Genomic DNA, 19,553 nt, shown 5'->3' with positions numbered 1-19,553 from the left:
GAAACTGGGATCGCCACCGCGAGCGGGGCGGCTGCCTCATGGTTCGAAGGCGAGCGGGTCCGGCCGGGATGTTTGGGAACGGCGCTGTTCTAGAGAACGTCGCGCAACGAACGCGATGCCGATGTGGCAGGCTGCGAGGTCTCGATCCACGCCGAGCGCCGCCCGAGCCTGCGCGACACGCGACCTGAACGGAGTGTTTCGCCGCTGGTGACGATCTCCGAACCTGATAACTGTACTCAATCTTCTGCCGCACGCCAGATCGTGCCTCGTCGCGCTTTGTAGACGAAAATCGCAAGAGAAATTATATAATATTTAAAATATTTTCTAGAAAAATACTTGCGTGACGCAATCTAGTTCACCAAAATGGCCCCTTTATTTTAAGGATCGCCGGCTTCCAGGGGGCAGCACCCGTCAGGGCGAGCAAGAATTTTGTGGAACTGCGTACGAAACCACGCCGAATGCCGAACGACGTGTCTGCTGCACCGATCCCTACCCCTACCATCGGGACAGGGCGGTCAGCGCCCGCTGCCTCGGCCCGGAATGTCAACGGGCTCATCCGCCGCTCTCCCGGCCTCGTCCGCCGCCTTCCCCCGCTTCCGGCCGAGCACGGCACTCTCACGCTTGAGCGGGCGCGCCACCGGGCAGACCTCCTGCACGAAGCCGTGCAGCGCGTTGATCAGGTTCTCGCTGACCTGCCGGTAGAAGACGAACTGGCCACGCTTCTCGCTGACGACGAGGCCCGCCGCCTCCAGCACCGCGAGATGTTGCGAGATCGAGGGCTTCGTCATTTCGAAGCGGGCCGCGATCTCTCCGGCGCTCAGCTCGCTGTGGGCGAGCAGGGCGAGGATCTTGCGCCGGGGTGTTGAGGCCAGAGCTTCGAAGACGCGCTGCATGGCAGGTACATAGGCGAAACGGCCGGGCTTGACAAAGTCGTCTGCTTATTTAGCTAATTCACTAAATACCTACGGTGATGCCATGCCTTGCCTCTCGACCGAACGCGTGATCGCTGGCCCTGACACTTCGAGCACGGAGGGCCGTATCGCCTGGGCGCCGGCCCGCTCCCTCTGGACCGGCGGGATGCTGGCAGCGGCGCTCATCCTCGGGCCGCTCTACGTGACGCCGGGCGCGGTGGGCCTGTTCGCGGTCACGACGGCGCTGACACTCTGCGCCGGCCATTCGGTGGGCATGCATCGGCTCCTCATCCACCGCAGCTTCGGGGCGCCCCTCTGGCTGGAGCACGCGCTCGTGTATCTCGGCACGCTCGTCGGCATGGCCGGGCCGGTCGGCATGGTGCGGCTGCACGACATGCGGGATTGGTCGCAGCGTCAGGCCGTCTGCCACGATCTGCACGCCCACCGCGCTCCGCCCTGGAAGGATGCGTGGCTGCAGATGCATGCGCGCCTCGACCTCGCGCGGCCGCCAAGTTTTCGCCCGGAGGCGCGCCTTGCCGGGGACCCGTTCTACCGCTGGCTGGAAGCGACGTGGATGCTGCAGCAGCTGCCCTGGGCCGTCCTGTTCTACACGGCCGGCGGAATGCCCTGGCTCGTCTGGGGCATTCCGGTGCGAATCACGGTCTCGCTCACCGGCCACTGGTTCGTGGGACATCTCACGCATCGCCGCGGCCCGCAGGGCTGGGTCGTCGACGGGGCGGCCGTGCAGGGCCACGACCTTCCGGCCGCCGCCTGGATCACCTTCGGCGAGGCGTGGCACGGAAATCACCACGCGTGGCCGAACTCGGCGCGGATGGGACTCGAACCCGGCCAGGCCGATCCGGGCTGGTGGCTGTTGCGCCTGTTCGAGCGGCTGGGCTGGGTCTGGGGTCTCAAGACGCCGCACACGCTGGAACAGCGCCCAGGGGTGCGCCGGATTCTCCCCGAGGCCGATGAACCCCGCCCTGAGAACAGCGCTGCACACGCGCCGGATCCGCTCTCCGGGCCCGCGGTCGCGGCGAGCGTTGCGATCGCCGGCGTAATCGGGGTCGCCGCGGGCCTCTTCGTCCTGATCCCGCTCGGCAGCGAGCTGCACAGGTGGCACCACTACGGCGACGCATTCTCGAGTCCCTGGCATGTTTCCGTCGACGAGTTGGCGATCACTGCGGTCAGCGCGCTCTGCCTCCTCACGATCGTGGTCGCCCTCATCCACCCGCTGATCGCGATCGCGGTGGTCTGCGGCATCGCCTTCCGGCGCTCGATCGCGCGGCGTACCGCCCTCTGGTGCCTCGCGGCCCCCGTCGTCGTCTGGCTCTTCGTCGGCATGGTCATGTCGGCCGGACCCGACTCGGCCGGCCGCGGTCGCGGCTTCCTGGAGAAGCTCTCCAGCTTCCTCACCGGCGCCGACAATCTCTTGTTCCTCTTGAGCCCCGCCGTGTCGGCGCTCGCCTTCTACCTGTGGGTCAGGTGCGCATCCCGCTCAGCGGGTTCGCCTCGTCCCAACCGTAGGACAGGGTCTCGAACCGCATAGCGCGGGCATCGACCATGAGGAGGCGGCCCACCAGCGGCTCTCCGAAGCCGGCGACCGCACGGATCACCTCCAGCGCCATCAGCGAGCCCATGACGCCGGCGAGCGCGCCGAGCACGCCGGCCTCGGCGCAGGGAGGCACGCTGCCGGGTGGCGGCGGGCTCGGGAAGAGGCAGCGGTAGGTCGGGTTCGGGTGCCCGTCGGGACCGGTCTCGTGGGCGCGGATCGTCGTGAGCGAGCCGTCGAACTGACCGAGCGCCGCCGTCACAAGCGGCTTGCTCGCGTGGAAGCAGGCATCCGAGACGGCGTAGCGGGTCGTGAAATTGTCCGAGCCGTCCGCGACGCAATCATACTCGGCGAGGAGGGCGGGCGCGTTCTCGGCCGTGATCCGGGTGGCGTGCGGGACGATCCGCACATGCGGGTTGAGGCGCGCCACCGCCTCCGCCGCACTCTCGACCTTCGGACGGCCGATGTCGGGCGTGCCGTGGATGACCTGTCGCTGCAGGTTGGACAGCGACACCGCGTCGTCGTCCACGATGCCGATCGTACCGATGCCGGCGGCGGCGAGATACTGGATCAGCGGCGCCCCGAGCCCGCCCGCGCCGATCACTAGGATCCGCGCGGCCTTCAGCTTCGCCTGACCGGGGCCGCCGACCTCGCGCAGCACGAGGTGGCGGGCGTAGCGTTCGATCTCGTCGGCGGAGAGGGCCATGGCGAGGGCCATAGACCCGCTTCGCGCCGGGCGGAAGCCCCTCCGGGCCTGTTCCGTTCGGGGCCCCGCTTCACTAGGGTGGCCGCCCCGTCCACCGCGCCGCGTTGCCTCGTGCCCCACTCGCCCCTCGATCTCGCCCAGGCCCTGATCCGCTGCCCCTCCGTGACGCCGGAGGAGGGCGGCGCCCTCGACCTCATGGGCCGGATCCTCGGCGAGGCCGGGTTCGCGGTGGAGCGCCCCGTCTTCTCCGAGCCCGGCACGCCCGACATCGACAACCTCTACGCGCGCATCGGCACGGCAGAGCCCTGCCTTCTCCTCGCCGGCCACACCGACGTGGTGCCGCCGGGCGAAGCGGGCGCGTGGCGCCACGGGCCGTTCTCGGGCGAGGTGACCGAGGGCGTGCTCTACGGGCGCGGCGCCGTGGACATGAAGGGCGGCATCGCCTGCCTGATGGCCGCGACGCTCGATTTTCTCGGCGCGCGCGGGCCGGATTTCGGCGGCTCCATCGCCTTCCTGATCACGGGGGACGAGGAGGGTCCCGCCGTCAACGGCACGGTCAAGCTCCTCGCCTGGGCGCAGGGGCGCGGCGAGCGCTTCGACCATTGCCTGCTCGGCGAGCCGACCAATCCGAGCCGGCTCGGCGAGATGATCAAGATCGGCCGGCGCGGCTCGCTCACGGGCAAGATCACGGTGCACGGGCGCCAGGGTCATGTCGCCTATCCGCACCGCGCCGAGAACCCGATCCCCGGCATGCTGCGCCTCGCCTCCGCCCTCGTCGCCGAGCCGATCGACGGCGGCACGGCGCATTTCGACGCCTCGAACCTCGAATTCACGACGATCGACGTCGGCAACGCGGCGACCAACGTGATCCCCGCCGACGCGCGCGCCGTGTTCAACATCCGCTTCAACGAAGGCTGGACCGCCGACAGGCTGGGCGCCGAGATCCGGCGCCGCCTGGAATCCGCGGCCGGGAACACGGTGCGCTTCAGCCTCGACCTGCAGCCCTCGAACTCCCCCGCCTTCCTGACGCGGCCCGACGCCTTCGTGGATCTGGTGGGCGAGGCGATCGAGGCGGAGACGGGTCTGAGGCCCGCCCTCTCCACCACCGGCGGAACCTCGGACGCGCGCTTCATCAAGGATGCCTGCCCCGTCGTCGAGTTCGGCCTCGTCGGCGAGACCATGCATCAGGTGGACGAGCGGGTGCCGGTCGCCGACCTCGATCGGCTGACCGCGATCTACCGTCGGGTGCTGGAATCCTACTTCCCAGCCTGATCAGGCGGGGCGGGGCCTTCCGCGTAATCGACGCCGACGAACGTGAGGCCGCAGGACGGCGCCATCGGGCCGCAACGGCTGCGGTCGCGCGAGGCCAGGATGTCGGCGACGTCGTCGGCGCTGAGGCGGCGGCTTCCGGCCAGCATCAGGGTGCCGACCATGCTGCGGACCTGATGGTGCAGGAAGGAACGGGCCGAGGTGGCGATCACGATCTCGTCGTGCAGCCCCATCGGCCTCCGCGCCACGTCGAGTTGCTCCAGGGTGCGCACCGGGCTCGCCGCCTGGCACTCGGCGGCGCGGAAGGCCGTGAAGTCGTGTCGCCCCAGGAGGCGCCTCGCGGCAGCCCCCATCAGCTCGGCGTCGAGCGGCCAGGGCACGTGCCAGACATGGGCCCGCGTCAGCGCCGCGGGGCTGCGCCGGTTCAGGATGCGGTAGCGGTAATGGCGCCGGATCGCGGAGTGGCGCGCGTCGAAATCGGGGCCGACGATCTCGGCCGAGAGGATCGCCACGGGCAGCGGGCGCAGATGCGCGTTCAGCGCGTCGCGCACCGTGTCCGTGCGCCACGCCTTGGCGAGGTCGAGATGGGCGACCTGATGGATCGCGTGGACGCCCGCATCCGTCCGGCCCGCGCAGGTGAGGCGGGCACCCTCGCCGGAGAAGCGCGTCACCGCCGCCTCGATCGCGCCCTGGACGGTGAGATCCTCCGCCTGCCGCTGCCAGCCGCAGAAGGGCGCGCCGTCGTACTCGATGACGAGCTTGTAGCGGGGCATCAGCGGGAAAGGCGCGCGCCGGGCTCGAGCCGGGCGCCGCGCAGGAAGTCGGAACCGGAGACCGTGCCGCCACGGCCGGCCCGTCGCAGTTCGGCAAGGCGCACCGCGCCGGCGCCGCAGGCCACGAGGCCGTCGGCCGAGAGGAGCGCGCCGGGCTCGCCCGACCCTTCCGCCGCCTCGGCCCGCAGCACCTTCACGCGCTCCGGCCCCTTGCCGAGATCGGCCTCGAAGAAGGCGCCGGGGAAGGGGGAGAGGCCGTTGACGTGGTTCGCCACCTCGCGCGCGCCGCGCGACCAGTCGATCCGCGCCTCCTCGTTCGCGATCTTGTGGGCGTAGACGACGCCCGTCTTCGGCTGCGGCGTGAAGGCGAGGCGGCCGGACGCGAGTTCGGAGAGCGCGCGGCTCATCAGCTCGGCACCGAGGGGCATCAGCGCGTCGTGCAACTCGCCCGCCGTCATGCCGGGATGGAGGGCCATTCGCGCCTCCAGGGCGACGGGGCCGGTGTCGAGCCCCGCCTCCATCCGCATCACGCCGACGCCGCTCTCGGCGTCGCCCGCCATCACCGCGCGCTGGATCGGCGCGGCGCCCCGCCAGCGCGGCAGCAGCGAGCCGTGCAGGTTGAGGCAGCCGTGGCGGGGCGCGTCGAGGATCGCCTGCGGCAGGAGAAGCCCGTAGGCCACCACCACGGCGACATCGGCCTCATGCCCGCAAAACGTGTCGGCCGACTCCGCGTCGCGCAGGGTGGCAGGGGTGAGGACCGGCACGCCGAGCTCGTCGGCCAGCGCATGGACGGGGGAGGGGCGCAGGCCGAGCCCGCGTCCGGCCCTGGCCGGCGCGCGGGTGTAGACGGCGACGACCGTGTGGCCGTCTTCCGCGATGCGCGCGAGCGTCGGCACCGCGAAATCCGGGGTGCCCATGAAGACGATTCTCAAGCCTCGGCCCTCGCGTCCGGCGTGGGGCGTCAGGCGGCCTCGCCGCGCTTGGCCGCCTTGGCGAACTTCTTGACCACGCGGTCGCGCTTCAGCTTCGACAGGTGGTCGATGAACAGAACGCCGTTCAGGTGGTCGATCTCGTGCTGGATGCAGGTGGCGAGGAGCCCGTCAGCCTCGATCTCCTGCTCTCTGCCGTCGAGGTCGCGGAAGCGCACCCGCACCCGGTCCGGCCGCTCCACCTCGGCGTAGAACTCGGGAATCGAGAGACAGCCCTCGTCGTAGACCCGCTTCTCCTCCGACGACCAGACGATCTCCGGGTCGAGGAAGACCCGCGGCTCGCGGGCGTTCTCGTCCTTCGAGGTGTCGATCGTCACGACGCGCCTCGGCACACCGATCTGGATCGCGGCGAGGCCGACGCCCGGCGCGTCGTACATCGTCTCCAGCATGTCGGCGGCGAGCTTGCGGATCTCCTCCGTGACGGGACCGACCGGCTCGGATGCGAGCCGCAGGCGGCTATCGGGCAGGATGACGAGAGGACGGACGGCCATGGTGGGGAACCGGGAGCACGGCGCCAAACCGCGGCGCCCGAAGGATTTTCGCAGATAAGGGGTGGGACGGGGCCGGTCAATTCGCCCGGCTCTTGCGGCCCCCGTTCCACACCGGCCCTTCCCGACCACGTCCAATCTACCTCAGATTGCACTCTCCCGGCCGCCGCCCTAAGTACGCCGCCGGACACCGAAGGGGGAACGACATGGTGGAGCAGGGTCTCGACGCCGGCGCGTCGACCCCGCGGGCGGCCAAGCCCGAGGTCCCGGAAGAGGTCATCGAAAGCTGGCAGTACATCGTCAATGAGGTTGCGCGGCGCCTCGACGTGCCGGTCGGCCTGATCATGCGCATGATCGGTCCCGAGATCGAGGTGATCGCCGCCAACGACGATTCCCGGAACCCGCACGTGATCGGCGAGCGCACCCTGCTCAAGGATTCCGGCATCTACTGCGAGACGGTGCTGGGCCAGGGCACGCATCTCTACGTGCGCAATGCCCATGCCGACATCCGCTCCTGGGCAGGGAATCCCTGCTTCGAGCGGCACGGCCTGCTCACCTATCTCGGCTACCCGATCCGCTGGCCGGACGGCAGCCTGTTCGGCACGCTCTGCGTCCTCGACCGGACTGAGAAGGACTACACCGACCAGCAGCGCGACGTGATGGCTCTGATGCGCGACCTGATCGAGGGCAACCTGCGCACCCTCTGCCTGCACTGAGGGCTCAGAACGCCGTCCGGCTGCGGATGGCGGCCGATAGCGTACCTTCGTCGAGGTAGTCGAGCTCGCCGCCGACCGGCACGCCATGCGCCAGCCGGGTGATCGTCAGGCCGAGATGAGCGAGTGATTCGGTCACGTAATGGGCCGTGGTCTGGCCGTCGACCGTGGCGTTGAGCGCCAGGATGATCTCCTTCACCGCCGGGTCGCTCGCGCGCTCCACGAGGCGCGCGATGTTGAGGTGCTCGGGACGCACGCCATCGAGGGCCGAGAGCACGCCGCCGAGCACGTGGTAGCGCGCCTGCACGGCGCCCGAGCGCTCCAGCGCCCAGAGATCCGAGACATCCTCGACCACCACGAATGTCGTCGGGTCGCGGGTCGCGTCACGGCAGATCGTGCAGGGCTCGCTCGTGTCGACGTTCCCGCATTCGTGGCAGACCACGATGCGCTCGGCCGCGATCCGCATGGCCTCGGAGAGGGGGCCCAGCAGCGTGTCCCGCTTCTTGATCAGCTGCAGCGCCGCACGGCGCGCCGAACGGGGGCCGAGACCCGGCATCCGGGCGAGAAGCTGGATCAGGCGCTCGATCTCGGGACCGGCGACGGCTTGGGGCATCAGGCGTCCATGGGCTGATCGGACGCGGGCGCGTCCGGGCGTGACCGGCAGGGCATAGCGGGCAAATGTCCGGCGGGGAATCGGGTTCGCCCGTGATGAAGATGGGGATTGGGGGCGGCTTTTCCCGTCCGCGCGTCCTTGGGCCGCTCCCGGCACCCGTTCATCCACCGGACATTCGAGACACGCCAAGATTGATCTCGACTGACAATCCTAGCGCGCAGTCTCGACATCGTACGCAAGTCTGATTGACGGGAAAGCTTCTCGACCTATCGACATTGATTTGAAGCGAGAGGCGGTGAACCAGCGTGCGGCGGGCCTGAACGACCGCATGGACGTCACCTCGCGAGGCCCGGCATCGCACCGATGCCGAAGGATGAACACGGCGCGATCAGGTGCCCGGGAGACACGCTCTTGACCCATATCGGTGACTTCAACGCGGGCCACGGCGCCGAGGCGATCGGCCTGAGGAACCTCAAGGCCGTCCACTGGAACCTGGAGGCGCCACGCCTCTACGAGGAGGCGCTCGCCCGCCGCGAGGGCAAGCTCGCCCGCGGCGGCGCCTTCGTCGCGACGACCGGCAGCCATACCGGCCGCTCGCCCAAGGACAAGTTCGTGGTGCGGGACGCCTCCACCGAGACCGAGATCTGGTGGGAGAACAACGGCGCCATCACGCCCGACCAGTTCGAGACGCTGCTCGGCGACTTCCTGAAGCACGCGGAAGGGCGGGAGCTGTTCGCGCAGGACCTCTACGGCGGCGCCGACCCCGCCCATCGGGTCAAGGCGCGCGTCTTCACGGAACTCGCCTGGCACTCCCTGTTCATCCGCAACCTGCTGATCCGGCCCGATCGGGAGGATCTCGCCGCCTACGTGCCCGACCTCACGATCATCGATCTGCCGAGCTTCCAGGCCGACCCGGCCCGGCACGGCTGCCGCTCGAAGACGGTGATCGCGATCGACTTCAGCCGGAAGATCGTGCTGATCGGCGGCTCGGCCTATGCGGGCGAGATGAAGAAGTCGGTCTTCACCTATCTCAACTACATCCTGCCCAAGAAGGGCGTCATGCCGATGCATTGCTCGGCCAATGCCGCCCTCGACGCGGAGGGTGGGTCGGCCCTGTTCTTCGGCCTGTCCGGCACCGGCAAGACGACGCTCTCGAACGATTCCTCGCGGATGCTGCTCGGCGACGACGAGCACGGCTGGAGCCCAGAGGGGATCTTCAACTTCGAGGGCGGCTGCTACGCGAAGACGATCCGGCTCTCGCGCAATGCCGAGCCCGAGATCTACGCCACCACCGAGCGCTTCGGCACGGTGATGGAGAACGTCGTGATCGACCCCGAGACCCGGGTGCCGGATTTCGACGACGCCTCGCTGACCGAGAACACCCGCTGCGCCTACCCGCTCGATTTCATCGCGAACGCGAGCGCCACCGGCCGGGCCGGCCATCCGAAGAACATCGTGATGCTGACCTGCGACGCGTTCGGCGTGATGCCGCCGATCGCCAAGCTCTCGGGCGCGGAGGCGATGTACCACTTCCTGTCGGGCTACACGGCGAAGGTGGCGGGGACCGAGCGGGGCCTGACGGCACCGGAGGCGACCTTCTCCACCTGCTTCGGCGCGCCCTTCATGCCGCGCCACCCGAGCACCTACGGCAACCTGCTGCGCGACCTCATCGCCGAGCATCAGGTCGATTGCTGGCTCGTCAACACGGGCTGGACGGGCGGCGGCGTCGGCACCGGCCGGCGCATGCCGATCCGCGTCACCCGGCGGCTGCTGGCGGCGGCCCTCGACGGCTCGCTCGGCCAAGGCCAGTTCCGCCGCGATCCGTATTTCGGCTTCGCGGTGCCGGTCGAGGTTGCGGGCGTCGAGCCCCACGTGCTGGAGCCCGTCAAGACCTGGAACAACAAGACCGCCTTCGCCGAGACCGCGGCGCGGCTCGTCGCGATGTTCCGCGAGAACTTCAAGCGCTTCGAGGCGCATGTGGAGCCCGACGTGAAGGCGGCCGAGCCGACGAATCAGGCGATCGCGGCCTGAGGCCCGGATCCGCCACGGCGCTCTCCTCCCCTCACGGGGAGGGGGCGCTCGCGCTCACGCCGCCTGCGCGGCGATCACCTGCCGGACCTTCCGGGCGAGTTGCTCCAGCGTGTAGGGTTTGCCGAGAAGCTGGACATCCGCATCCACGACGCCGTTGTGGACGATCGCGTTGCGGGTGTAGCCCGTCGTGTAGAGGACGCGCAGGTCCGGGCGCCGCAGGCGCGCGGCATCCGCCAGTTCCTTGCCGCTCATCTCCGGCATCACGACGTCGGTGAAGAGAAGCGACACTTCCGGGTGCTCCTCCAGAAGGCGCAGGGCGTGGGCGCCGCCCGTGGCGTGGATCACCGTGTAGCTGAGGTCGCGCAGCGCCTCGACCGCCATCCGGCGAACCCCGTCCTCATCCTCGACCACGAGGATGATGTGGCGCGGATCACCCTCCGGAACCGGGATGTCGCGGAGGCCAGCGTCGGACGCCGCGACCTCGGCGACGACGAGGCGCGGCAGGTAGATCTTCACCGACGTGCCGCTACCGGCCTCCGAATAGATCTTCACGTGGCCGCCGGATTGCCGCACGAACCCGTAGACCTGGCTCAGGCCCAGGCCCGTGCCCTGACCGACCGCTTTCGTCGTGAAGAACGGGTCGAAGGCCCGCGCGGCCACCTCGGGGCTCATGCCCGCCCCCGTATCGGTGACCGCGATCAACACGTACTGGCCGGCCGGAATTCCTGGATGCGCCTCCGCGTAGGCGTCGTCGAGATGCGCGTTGGCCGTCTCGATCGTCAGGCGCCCGCCCTCCGGCATGGCGTCGCGCGCATTCACCGCGAGGTTGAGCAGGGCGCTCTCGAGCTGATTGGCATCGACCTTCGTCGGCCAGAGGCCGCCCGCGAGCACAGTCTCGACGCGCACGCGCTCACCGAGCGTCCGGCGCAGCAATTCGGACATGGCGGGCACGAGGCGGTTGCCGTCGATGGGCTCGGGGCTGAGCGGCTGTTTCCGGGCGAAGGCGAGGAGACGGTGCGTCAGCGTCGCCGCCCGCGCCCCGCCCTCCAGCGCCTGCTGCACGTAGCTGTTGAGCCGGCCCTCGCCGCGCTCGATCCGGCGCTTCAGCAGGTTGAGGTTGCCCATGATGATGGCGAGCATGTTGTTGAAGTCGTGGGCGAGGCCCCCGGTCAACTGCCCCATCGCCTCCATCTTCTGGGACTGGCGCAACTGCTCCTCGAGCCGCGCTCGCTCGGCCGAGATGCGCAGGAGGGCCTCGTGCGCCTTCGCCAGTTCCCCGTGGGCGGCGGCGATGCGCCGGTTGCGGGCGGCCGCGTCGAACAGGGCGTAGGCAGCGAGCGACACCGCCAGCAGCACGGCGGCCGCGATCGCCACCTGGAGGAAGCGTGCAGTGCGCGCCGCGCCGTCCTGGCGGCTGCGCAGGCGGGCGTCGACCTCCGTCTCGAGGCGCTCGATGATCCTGCGCGCGCGATCCATCAGACGCTTGCCCTCGCCGGAGCGGACCACGGAGAGGCTCGTCTCGGTCTCGCCGGAGCGGCGCAGATCGATCGTGCGCCTCAGCTCGGCGAACTTGTCCGCGGTGACGGTGCGCAATTCGTTAAGCGCCGCGCCGAAATCCGGCTCCTCCATCGTCGCGTCCGCGATCCGGTCGAGGGCCGTGGTGATCTGCGCTTGCGCTTCGTTGAAGGGGCCGAGATAGGCGTCCTCGCCCGTCAGGAGATAGCCGCGCTGGCTCGTCTCCACGTCCTGCAGCATCGAGAAGAGACGCAGCACCGAGGCCCGCAGCTCGACCGTCCGGCGGGTGTCGGCAACGTTGCCGCGCTGCATGGCGATCAGGCCGCCGGTCGCCGCGACGACCGCGACGAGGAGCAGGAAGCCCGCGATGAGCGGCGCGACGCTGAACGGCCGCGCGTGGCCGAGGACGGGGCCCGCGCCGGATTTCGGAGAAGAGAGGCGGGCGTCGGACATGACCGAATCAGCGGAAATCAGGCCGAACTATCCGCCGGAACGGGACGTCGTACCAAACCGGGCCGTAAGCGGCCCAAGGCGTCCCCGCTCAGAAGGGCAGCTTCATGCCGGGCGGCAGGGGGAGGCCCTTGGTCAGCTCGGCCATCCGCTCCTGCGCGGTCTGCTCGGCCTTGCCGCGGGCGTCGTTGACGGCGGCGACGACGAGGTCTTCCAGGATCTCGCGCTCGTCGGCGACCATCAGCGTGGGGTCGATCGACACCCCCTTGACGAGGCCCTTCGCCGTCATCGTCACCCGGACGGCGCCGCCGCCGGAGGCCCCCGAGACCTCGACCGCGTCGAGCTCGGTCTGCAGGTTGGCCATCTTCTCCTGCATGGCCTGAGCCTGCTTCATGATGCCCATCAGGTCGCGCATCGGATCGGTCCCGGTTCGAGTGGCGGTCAGGAGTGATGTAGGCAGGTCGGTCCCCGAGCGCTACGGCTCGTCGTCGCCTTCGGCCTGCGCGGCATCCTCGACCCCGAGGATCTCGGCCTCGGCCGTCGCGGCCTCCTCCTGCGCCTTCTCGCGCACGTCGACGATCTGGGCGCCGGGAAACCGGGACAGGACCTCGCGCACGAGCGGGTGGGCCGCAGCGTTCTGGTGCCGCGTCTCGGTGGCCGCCTTGGCGCGCGCGTCCAGCGTCGGCGCCCCCGCATCCTTGGAGAGCGCGACGATCCACCGGCGCCCCGTCCAGGCGTCGAGGGCGCGGGCGAGATCGTTGGCGATGGTCTGGCGCCCGCCCTCCGCGAGGCGGAACTCGATCCGGCCCTCCTCGAAGCGGACGAGGTGGACGTCGCGCTGCAGGGCGATCTGGAGGGCGATCTCCCGGCGCTCGCCGGCGAGCGCCACCACGTCCTCGAATCGGGCGAGCCGGGGACCGGGCTGCGCGGAGGGCGCGGGCGCCGCCGCGAGCGCCGGGCGCGTTGCGGTCTCGGCGCCGACCGCCTGCGCGAAAGTCGGGGCGGGAGCGGGCGGGGCAGTTGCCGGCTGGGCCGGCGGCTCGCCGCGGCCGGCCTCTGTCGACCGGAGCTGGCGCAGGGCTTCGTCCGGGGTCGGCAGGTCCGCCGCGTAGGCGAGGCGCACGAGCGCCATCTCGGCGGCGGCGAGGGGACGGCTGGCGGCCTGCACCTCGGGGACGGCCTTGAGCAGGATCTGCCAAGCCCGCGACAGCGCCCGCACCGAGAGCTTGCCCGCGAACTGGGCACCGCGGCTTCGCTCGACCTCGCTGAGGGTCGGGTCGGCGCCGGCTTCCTCCGGCACCAGCTTCAGGCGGGTGACGAGGTGCGTGAAGCCGGCGAGATCGGAGAGCACGACGGACGGGTCGGCGCCCGCCTCGTACTGGCCGCGCAGTTCGGCGAAGGTGGCGGGGATGTCGCCGCGCATCACCGCCTCGAACAGGTCGACGATGCGCCCGCGATCGGCGAGGCCGAGCATGTCGCGCACGCTCGCCGCGGTCACGGTGCCGGCTCCGTGCGCGATCGCCTGATCGAGAAGGGAGAGCGCGTCGCGGACCGAGCCCTCCGCCGCCCGGGTGATGGCAGCGAGCGCCTCGGCCTCCGCGCCCACGCCCTCGGCCTCGCAGATGCGGGCGAGATGGGCCGACAGGGTCTCGGCCTCGACGCGGCGCAGGTCGAAGCGCTGGCAGCGGGACAGGATCGTGACCGGGACCTTGCGGATCTCGGTCGTGGCGAACACGAACTTGGCGTGGGGCGGCGGCTCCTCCAGCGTCTTCAGGAAGGCGTTGAACGCCTTCTCGGAGAGCATGTGGACCTCGTCCACGATGTAGACCTTGTAGCGGGCGGAGACCGGCGCGTAGCGGATGCCGTCGATGATGCCGCGCACGTCGTCGATGCCCGTATGCGAGGCGGCATCCATCTCCAGCACGTCCATGTGCCGGGATTCCATGATCGCTTGGCAATGCAGCCCGAGACCCGGCATCGTAATGGTCGGGCCGGCCTCCGGCTCGCCGGATCGGGCGTAGTTCAGGCCGCGGGCGAGGATGCGGGCCGTCGTGGTCTTGCCGACACCGCGCACGCCCGTCAGCATCCAGGCCTGCGGGATGCGCTTGGCCGCGAAGGCGTTGGCGAGGGTGCGCACCATGGCGCCCTGGCCGATCAGGTCGTCGAAGGTCTGGGGGCGGTATTTGCGGGCGAGCACCCGGTAGGGCGAGGCCGCGGACGGGGCGGCGGGAAAGCCCGGAAGACCCGGCTCGTCGTCCTGCGTGCCGGTGCTCACGTCCATGCGGTCTGGCTGGGGCTGCTGACCGCCCGGTCACGGCTTAGCCGCGACGCGCCGGCGGTGGAAACGGGTGGGAGGCTGACAAAGACCCGCTCGGTCTCGTTAGGGCTGCTTCCTTCCGGACCTGACCCGGTTGGCGAGTGAAACGTCCCTCACCAACCTCCCGCCGCCTATATGGCCGGGCGCCGCCGCGAACGCAAGCCGCGCCCGCCCAGGCTCATTCGGCCTCGCGCTTGACGATCGCCAGGGTCTTCGGATCGAGCTTGAGGTCGAACTGCTTGCCGTTGGCGTCGATCGCGTCGTCGACTTCGATCATGCCGTCGTCGAGCTCGATCTCCTTCCACTTGGTGAAGCCCTCCTGCTTCAGGATGGCCTCGACCTTGGTCTGCTGGTCCGGGGGGAGCTTCTCGTCGGCAAGCGCCCCGCCGCAGGCGGCGGTCGCGAGGGCAAGGGCGAGGGCGGCGGTGATCGGACGCATGGCGGTTTCCTCTCGTGGTTGGCGGCCGATGAACCAACGAGGACCGACACGGTTCCCTCGTTGCGTCCGCAACGAACGATCCCTACCCTCGGTCACGCTTCCCGAGGACATCCGCCCATGGTCACCCGCGTCGCCACCGTCGCTTTCGAGGGGATCGAGGCGCGCGCCGTCGACGTGCAGGTTCAGATCATTCCCGGCTCCGTCTCCTTCACCGTCGTCGGCCTTCCCGACAAGGCCGTTGCCGAATCGCGGGAGCGCGTGCGCGGCGCCCTCATCGCCTCCGGCCTCGCGCTCCCGGCCAAGCGCATCACCGTCAACCTCGCGCCGGCCGATCTGCCGAAGGAGGGCTCGCACTACGACCTGCCGATCGCCCTCGGCGTGATGGCGGCGATCGGCGCGCTGCCGGCCGACGCGCTGGGCGGCTACTGCGTGCTGGGCGAACTCGCGCTCGATGGGACGATCACGGCGGTGAACGGCGTGCTGCCGGCCGCCATGGCCGCGAACGCGCGCGGCCAGGGCCTGATCTGCCCCGCCACGACGGGGTCCGAGGCGGCGTGGGCGGGCGGGGACCTCGACGTGCTGGCGCCGCGCTCGCTCATCCAGCTCGCCAACCACTTCAAGGGCAGCCAGATCATGGCCCGCCCGGAGCCCTCAATCGCGGCGCCGGCCGGCCCGATGCCGCATCTGCGCGACATCAAGGGTCAGGAAAGCGCCAAGCGCGCCCTCGAGATCGCGGCGGCCGGCGGCCACAACCTGCTGATGAACGGGCCTCCGGGCGCCGGCAAGTCGATGCTCGCAGCGCGACTGCCGTCGATCCTCCCGCCCCTGACGCCCCGCGAACTCCTCGACGTGTCGATGATCCAGTCGGTGGCGGGCGAGTTACGGGAGGGTGCGCTCTCCAACCGTCGCCCGTTCCGGCAGCCGCACCACTCCGCCTCGATGGCGGCGCTCGTCGGCGGCGGGATCGGAGCGAGGCCGGGGGAGATCTCCCTCGCACATGGCGGCGTGCTGTTCCTCGACGAATTGCCCGAGTTCAACCCGCAAACCCTCGACGCCCTGCGGCAGCCGATGGAGACCGGCGCGGTGATGATCGCGCGGGCCAACCACCGGGCCTCCTATCCGGCGCGGTTCCAGCTCGTCGCCGCGATGAATCCCTGTCGCTGCGGGCAGGGGCTCGAGCCGGGCTATGCCTGCCGGAGAGGCCCCAACGAGCGCTGCATGGCGCAGTACGGCGCCCGCATCTCCGGCCCGCTCCTCGACCGGATCGACTTGCGCATCGAGGTCGCCGCCGTCACGGCGGCGGATCTGATCCTGCCGCACCCCGCCGAAGGCTCGGCGGAGGTTGCCGCACGGGTCGCCGCCGCGCGGGACCTCCAGTCGGTACGCTACGCCGCCCGCGGCTTGCCCCCTGCCACCACGAACGCCACCTGCCCGGCGCCCGTCATCGAGGCCGTCGCCGCTCCGGATGCCGATGGCGCCGCGCTGATCCGCGGCGCGGCGGAGACGATGCGCCTGTCGGCCCGGGGCTTCCACCGGACGCTGCGGGTCGCGCGCACGCTCGCCGATCTCGACGGCGAGGCCCAGGTACGGCGCGTCCACCTCGCCGAGGCGCTATCCTACCGGGGCCGAGGCGAGCAGCCCGCCGCCGCGGCCTGAACTCGGCTCACGAGCCGTCGGTGTTTTGCCGATCGCTCAGGACGAGAGGCGCGGCCGAAATGGATTCAGGGTGAAATTGCCGCGTCGATCAATGCTCTGTGGCGTCGCCTGCGGCCGCATGGTCGACCGGGGGCTCGGCGCTCGCCACGGCCTTGCGCTCCAGGAAGGGCTGCAGACGCTCCGCGAGAGCGCGGTCGAGATGCTTGGCGTAGCCGCCCTTGAAATAGCGCGCTCCGCTTCCGGGGCCGAAGAGCTGGTCGTGGGCCGCCGTCATGGCATCGACTTCGGGCCGACAGAGAAAGCCGATCACGCCGGCCGCCTTGTACCACTCGCCCGCGCGGGCATGGTTCATGGCGCCGGGATTGGCCATCACCGTCTCGGCGAAACAGTCGGTCGCCGCCCTTTCCAAGGGAGCGAGAACCTGTGCCGCGTCGATGCGGCTCCGCCCGTTCGGGCGCGCCTCAGCGCCGACGACCGAGACGAGAGAGGCTGCGATGAGCCCAAGAGCGAGTGCTTTCATGGAGACGAGCCTGAGATGCGAACCAGACCGTCACCAGTATTCCCTCACGATTGCGTCACGAACAGGGCCTCTCACGCGACGATCGGCGCGAAATCGTGTTTGCCCTGCCTCTGTCTCCGACCGATCACATGTGACGCGATGCCCGTGGGTTCCGGTAACTCTCCCTTAACCCTTGCACGGGAGCTCCGAACTCACCCCCGGCGCTCGGCATTCCACTGGCCGCGGCAGGCGATGCCGCCGTTCGTCGTCCAGGTCCCGTTGCCGTAGCCGTCGCGAGCGAGGCGCCCGACGACGCTGGCGCTGTCCGTTCCGCGGGAGATCACCGCGCGCACCGCGCCGTTCGCCGCAACCCGGCCCGAGATCTGGAAGTCGCCGCCGGCGTAGCGGGCCTCGCCCCGCTCGATCTGAACGCCGTAGCGGTAGGCCCGGTCGCAGGGACCGTCGACGGTGATGACCTCGATGCTCCAGCTGCCATCGTAGCGGTTGGGAACCTGCACCTTCTTGCGCGCGGCCTCGGCGGTTCCGATGCCGGCGACGGCGATGGCGGCCGCGGCGATGATCGCTGTTCTCATGGTATCCCTGTCCGGGGGCGGCGCACGGCTGCCCGGCCCTTCGTGATGCGGATGCCACGGACCGGACGCGCGCCAGCACATCCGGGCATGACGCCTGAACGTTCCGGTAACTCGTCAGCGCCCGGGAGGTTGCCTGCCGAGCTTCAGGTCCGGGTCGCGCGCGTCAAGGCTTCGGTGAGCAGTGCCTGGAGGTCGCAGCCGGCGTGGAGAAAGGCATGGACCCCGGCCGCCTTCAGCGGCTCGACGAGATCGGCGGGCTTCCCGGCGAGGTAGATCGTAGCACCCCGCGTCGCGGCGAGCGCCTCGGCTGCGGCGAGAGCCTGCTCCTCGTAGATCTTGTCCGATGAGCAGATGCAGGCGAGGGGCGCCCCGGACGAGGCGAAGGCCTCCGCGAGCGAGGGGGCGTCGGCGAAGCCGCCATCGCCCACCGCCTCGATCCCGCCGGCGGCGAAGGCGTTCGCCGCGAAGGTCGCCCGCGTGTTGAAGGCGGCGAGGGGGCCGAGATTGGCCAGGAAGACGGTGGGGCGCCGCCCCGTCTTCAGCAGATAGGCGTCGGACGCATCGCGCAGCGCCTCGTAGGGCTCGGCGAGGCGGGACGAGGGCAAGGCCTCGCAGGCCACGGCTTCGCCCGCGCCGAAGCCCGCGCCGCCGGGAGCCGCGACGGGCGCGACGTCGAGCACGGCGACCGGCTTCTCCGCGAGGAAGGGGAATTCGGTTGCGCCCGTGAGCGCCTCGCGCCGAGTCGCGACGTTCCGCGCGCGGGTCTGGCGCATCTCGTCGATCCGGCCCTGCAGCTTGCCGAGGCTGAGGCTCGCGACGATGCCACCCTCGCGCTCGATCGTCTGGAACGCGTCCCAGGCGGCGTCGGTCAGTTCCGCGGTCAGCGCTTCGAACCCGCCCGCTCCGGCCGCCGGATCGGAGACCTTGGCAAGGCTCGACTCCTCGATGAGAACGATCTGGCTGTTGCGGGCGACCCGCCTGGCGAAGCCGTCGGGCAGCCCGAGCGCCTGCGTGTAGGGCAGGGCCGTCACCGAATCGGCTCCGCCGATGCCGGCGGAGAAGGAGGCCATCGTCGCGCGCAGGATGTTCACGAAGGGGTCGCGGCGCGTCATGTTTCGCCAAGCCGTCTCGGCGTGCAGGCGCAGCGGCTTCGGGTCGAGCCCGCAGGCCGCCTCGACGCGCGCCCAGAGGCGGCGCATGGCGCGGAACTTCGCCACGGTCAGGAACTCGTCGGCGTCGGCCACCAGCAGCACGGCGATCGCGTCCCGAGCCCGCCCGAGATCGTGGCCCCCGGCCTCGAGCGCGCGCAGGTAGGCCACGGCGGTCGCGAGGATCGCGGCGAGTTCGGCCGCTTCGCTGGCACCCGCCTCGTGGTAAGGGCGACCATCCGCCAGCAGCGCGCGGCCCCTGAAGCCGGCGGCGTCGAAATCCGTCAGCGTCGCCGCGAGCGTCGGCGCCACCTCGTCCCACACCGCCCCGAGGGTGCCGGCCGCGGCGAGCGTGCCGATCGGGTCGATGCCGAGATCGAGGTCGAGATCCGCGAGCGCGTCGCCGCGGTGCTCGGCGAGCGCCTTGACGAGGGCGGCTGCCTCTTGGCCGCGGGCCCCCGCATCGAGCCGCAGCCCGATCAGCGGTAGCATCACGCCCTTCAGCGCCGTGTCGAGATCCTCGACGCTCGTCGCGGTGAGGCCGTAGCCGCGTGCGGCCCGCGCGCCGGCGAAGACCAGCGTCAGCGCATCCGCGCCGCCTTCGAGATCAGCGAGGGCCTGGGCGCCGGCGGCCGCCGCGTCCGGATGGTCGACGCGCTGGGCGACGCGCCAGGGGCCGGGGGCGCGCGTCGGCTGGGCGGGAGCCTCGGCCGCGTCGTAGAGCGGCTCGATCCGGATGCCGTCTGCGGTCTTCGAGACGAGGCGCTTCTCGAAATCGGCGCCCTTCAGGACGCCCTCGACGAGGCCGAGCCAACGCTCGCGGGTGGCGGGCTCGAAAAGGTCGGCGAGCGGTCTGTCTTCCATCGAAAGGCCCTGCGCGGTCTGGGGCAG

17 protein-coding genes, 1 other RNA gene and 1 pseudogene are annotated in these 19,553 nt (G+C 70.5%); 5 read left to right on the top strand and 14 right to left on the bottom strand.

The window, feature by feature from the left end:
• Nucleotides 1–515 precede the first annotated feature (515 nt).
• The gene (locus J2X36_RS08210) at nucleotides 516–893 is read right to left on the bottom strand and encodes a metalloregulator ArsR/SmtB family transcription factor (protein WP_132251996.1); all 378 of its coding nucleotides are present in this window, start codon (nucleotides 891–893) and stop codon (nucleotides 516–518) included.
• Nucleotides 894–975: 82 nt separating this feature from the next.
• Between J2X36_RS08210 and J2X36_RS26845 the strand changes: the two are divergent.
• Nucleotides 976–1,869: pseudogene (locus J2X36_RS26845) on the top strand (acyl-CoA desaturase); the annotation flags it as partial.
• A gap of 523 nt (nucleotides 1,870–2,392) precedes the next feature.
• Here the strand turns inward: J2X36_RS26845 and J2X36_RS08200 are convergent.
• On the bottom strand, nucleotides 2,393–3,169 hold the full coding sequence (locus J2X36_RS08200; protein WP_310348361.1) for a molybdopterin-synthase adenylyltransferase MoeB: 777 nt from the start codon (nucleotides 3,167–3,169) through the stop codon (nucleotides 2,393–2,395).
• A 111-nt stretch (nucleotides 3,170–3,280) separates the two neighbouring features.
• On the opposite strand from J2X36_RS08200, the gene dapE reads away from it, so the two are divergent.
• Complete coding sequence (gene dapE / locus J2X36_RS08195) at nucleotides 3,281–4,441, top strand: succinyl-diaminopimelate desuccinylase (protein WP_310348131.1); 1,161 nt, start codon at nucleotides 3,281–3,283, stop codon at nucleotides 4,439–4,441.
• On the opposite strand, the gene truA is transcribed toward dapE, so the two are convergent.
• Genes truA through J2X36_RS08180 form a run of 3 tightly spaced genes read right to left on the bottom strand, consistent with a single transcriptional unit; the run spans nucleotide 4,426 to nucleotide 6,691 of the window.
• Nucleotides 4,426–5,211: a tRNA pseudouridine(38-40) synthase TruA gene (gene truA / locus J2X36_RS08190; RefSeq protein WP_310348129.1), complete on the bottom strand. Its 786-nt coding sequence runs from the start codon at nucleotides 5,209–5,211 to the stop codon at nucleotides 4,426–4,428. The genes dapE and truA overlap by 16 nt on opposite strands.
• A complete protein-coding gene (gene fmt / locus J2X36_RS08185; RefSeq protein WP_310348126.1) occupies nucleotides 5,211–6,143 on the bottom strand; it encodes a methionyl-tRNA formyltransferase in 933 nt (310 codons plus the stop codon). Before fmt ends, truA begins: the two co-directional genes overlap by 1 nt.
• A 29-nt stretch (nucleotides 6,144–6,172) precedes the next feature.
• Nucleotides 6,173–6,691, bottom strand: coding sequence for a peptide deformylase (locus J2X36_RS08180; RefSeq protein WP_310348123.1), 519 nt, complete (start codon nucleotides 6,689–6,691; stop codon nucleotides 6,173–6,175).
• 203 nt (nucleotides 6,692–6,894) lie between these two features.
• On the opposite strand from J2X36_RS08180, the gene J2X36_RS08175 reads away from it, so the two are divergent.
• Nucleotides 6,895–7,404: a GAF domain-containing protein gene (locus tag J2X36_RS08175; protein WP_310348120.1), complete on the top strand. Its 510-nt coding sequence runs from the start codon at nucleotides 6,895–6,897 to the stop codon at nucleotides 7,402–7,404.
• A gap of 4 nt (nucleotides 7,405–7,408) precedes the next feature.
• Here J2X36_RS08175 and recR read toward each other — a convergent pair whose 3' ends face one another.
• Nucleotides 7,409–8,014 carry a recombination mediator RecR gene (gene recR / locus J2X36_RS08170; protein ID WP_132251982.1) on the bottom strand — a complete coding sequence of 202 codons (606 nt, stop codon included), beginning with the start codon at nucleotides 8,012–8,014 and terminating at the stop codon, nucleotides 7,409–7,411.
• Between the two features lie 411 nt (nucleotides 8,015–8,425).
• Between recR and J2X36_RS08165 the strand changes: the two genes are divergently transcribed.
• Nucleotides 8,426–10,045 carry a phosphoenolpyruvate carboxykinase gene (locus J2X36_RS08165; RefSeq protein ID WP_310348116.1) on the top strand — a complete coding sequence of 540 codons (1,620 nt, stop codon included), beginning with the start codon at nucleotides 8,426–8,428 and terminating at the stop codon, nucleotides 10,043–10,045.
• A gap of 54 nt (nucleotides 10,046–10,099) precedes the next feature.
• On the opposite strand, the gene J2X36_RS08160 is transcribed toward J2X36_RS08165, so the two are convergent.
• From J2X36_RS08160 to J2X36_RS08140, 5 genes are all read right to left on the bottom strand, one after another.
• Nucleotides 10,100–12,013, bottom strand: coding sequence for a CHASE3 domain-containing protein (locus tag J2X36_RS08160; RefSeq protein WP_310348112.1), 1,914 nt, complete (start codon nucleotides 12,011–12,013; stop codon nucleotides 10,100–10,102).
• Nucleotides 12,014–12,101: 88 nt separating this feature from the next.
• Nucleotides 12,102–12,425: a YbaB/EbfC family nucleoid-associated protein gene (locus J2X36_RS08155; protein WP_132251976.1), complete on the bottom strand. Its 324-nt coding sequence runs from the start codon at nucleotides 12,423–12,425 to the stop codon at nucleotides 12,102–12,104.
• Nucleotides 12,426–12,485: 60 nt separating this feature from the next.
• Nucleotides 12,486–14,291: a DNA polymerase III subunit gamma/tau gene (locus tag J2X36_RS08150; RefSeq protein ID WP_310348109.1), complete on the bottom strand. Its 1,806-nt coding sequence runs from the start codon at nucleotides 14,289–14,291 to the stop codon at nucleotides 12,486–12,488.
• A 66-nt stretch (nucleotides 14,292–14,357) separates the two neighbouring features.
• Nucleotides 14,358–14,453, bottom strand: an RNA gene (gene ffs, locus J2X36_RS08145) — signal recognition particle sRNA small type.
• Nucleotides 14,454–14,505: 52 nt separating this feature from the next.
• Nucleotides 14,506–14,766, bottom strand: coding sequence for a PepSY domain-containing protein (locus tag J2X36_RS08140; RefSeq protein ID WP_132251971.1), 261 nt, complete (start codon nucleotides 14,764–14,766; stop codon nucleotides 14,506–14,508).
• 117 nt (nucleotides 14,767–14,883) lie between these two features.
• Between J2X36_RS08140 and J2X36_RS08135 the strand changes: the two genes are divergently transcribed.
• On the top strand, nucleotides 14,884–16,422 hold the full coding sequence (locus J2X36_RS08135) for a YifB family Mg chelatase-like AAA ATPase (RefSeq protein ID WP_310348104.1): 1,539 nt from the start codon (nucleotides 14,884–14,886) through the stop codon (nucleotides 16,420–16,422).
• Between the two features lie 88 nt (nucleotides 16,423–16,510).
• Here the strand turns inward: J2X36_RS08135 and J2X36_RS08130 are convergent, their stop codons facing one another.
• The 3 genes from J2X36_RS08130 to J2X36_RS08120 form a co-directional block, all read right to left on the bottom strand.
• Nucleotides 16,511–16,942 carry a hypothetical protein gene (locus J2X36_RS08130; RefSeq protein WP_310348101.1) on the bottom strand — a complete coding sequence of 144 codons (432 nt, stop codon included), beginning with the start codon at nucleotides 16,940–16,942 and terminating at the stop codon, nucleotides 16,511–16,513.
• A gap of 191 nt (nucleotides 16,943–17,133) precedes the next feature.
• Nucleotides 17,134–17,514: a hypothetical protein gene (locus tag J2X36_RS08125; protein ID WP_310348097.1), complete on the bottom strand. Its 381-nt coding sequence runs from the start codon at nucleotides 17,512–17,514 to the stop codon at nucleotides 17,134–17,136.
• 143 nt (nucleotides 17,515–17,657) lie between these two features.
• Nucleotides 17,658–19,526 (bottom strand): methylmalonyl-CoA mutase subunit beta, encoded by a 1,869-nt coding sequence (locus J2X36_RS08120; protein ID WP_310348095.1) that lies wholly within the window; start codon nucleotides 19,524–19,526, stop codon nucleotides 17,658–17,660.
• Between the last annotated feature and the right edge of the window lie 27 nt (nucleotides 19,527–19,553).

Source organism: Methylobacterium sp. BE186 (assembly GCF_031457035.1).
Taxonomy (GTDB): domain Bacteria; phylum Pseudomonadota; class Alphaproteobacteria; order Rhizobiales; family Beijerinckiaceae; genus Methylobacterium; species Methylobacterium segetis.
This window is presented reverse-complemented; position numbering and strand designations above follow the sequence as displayed.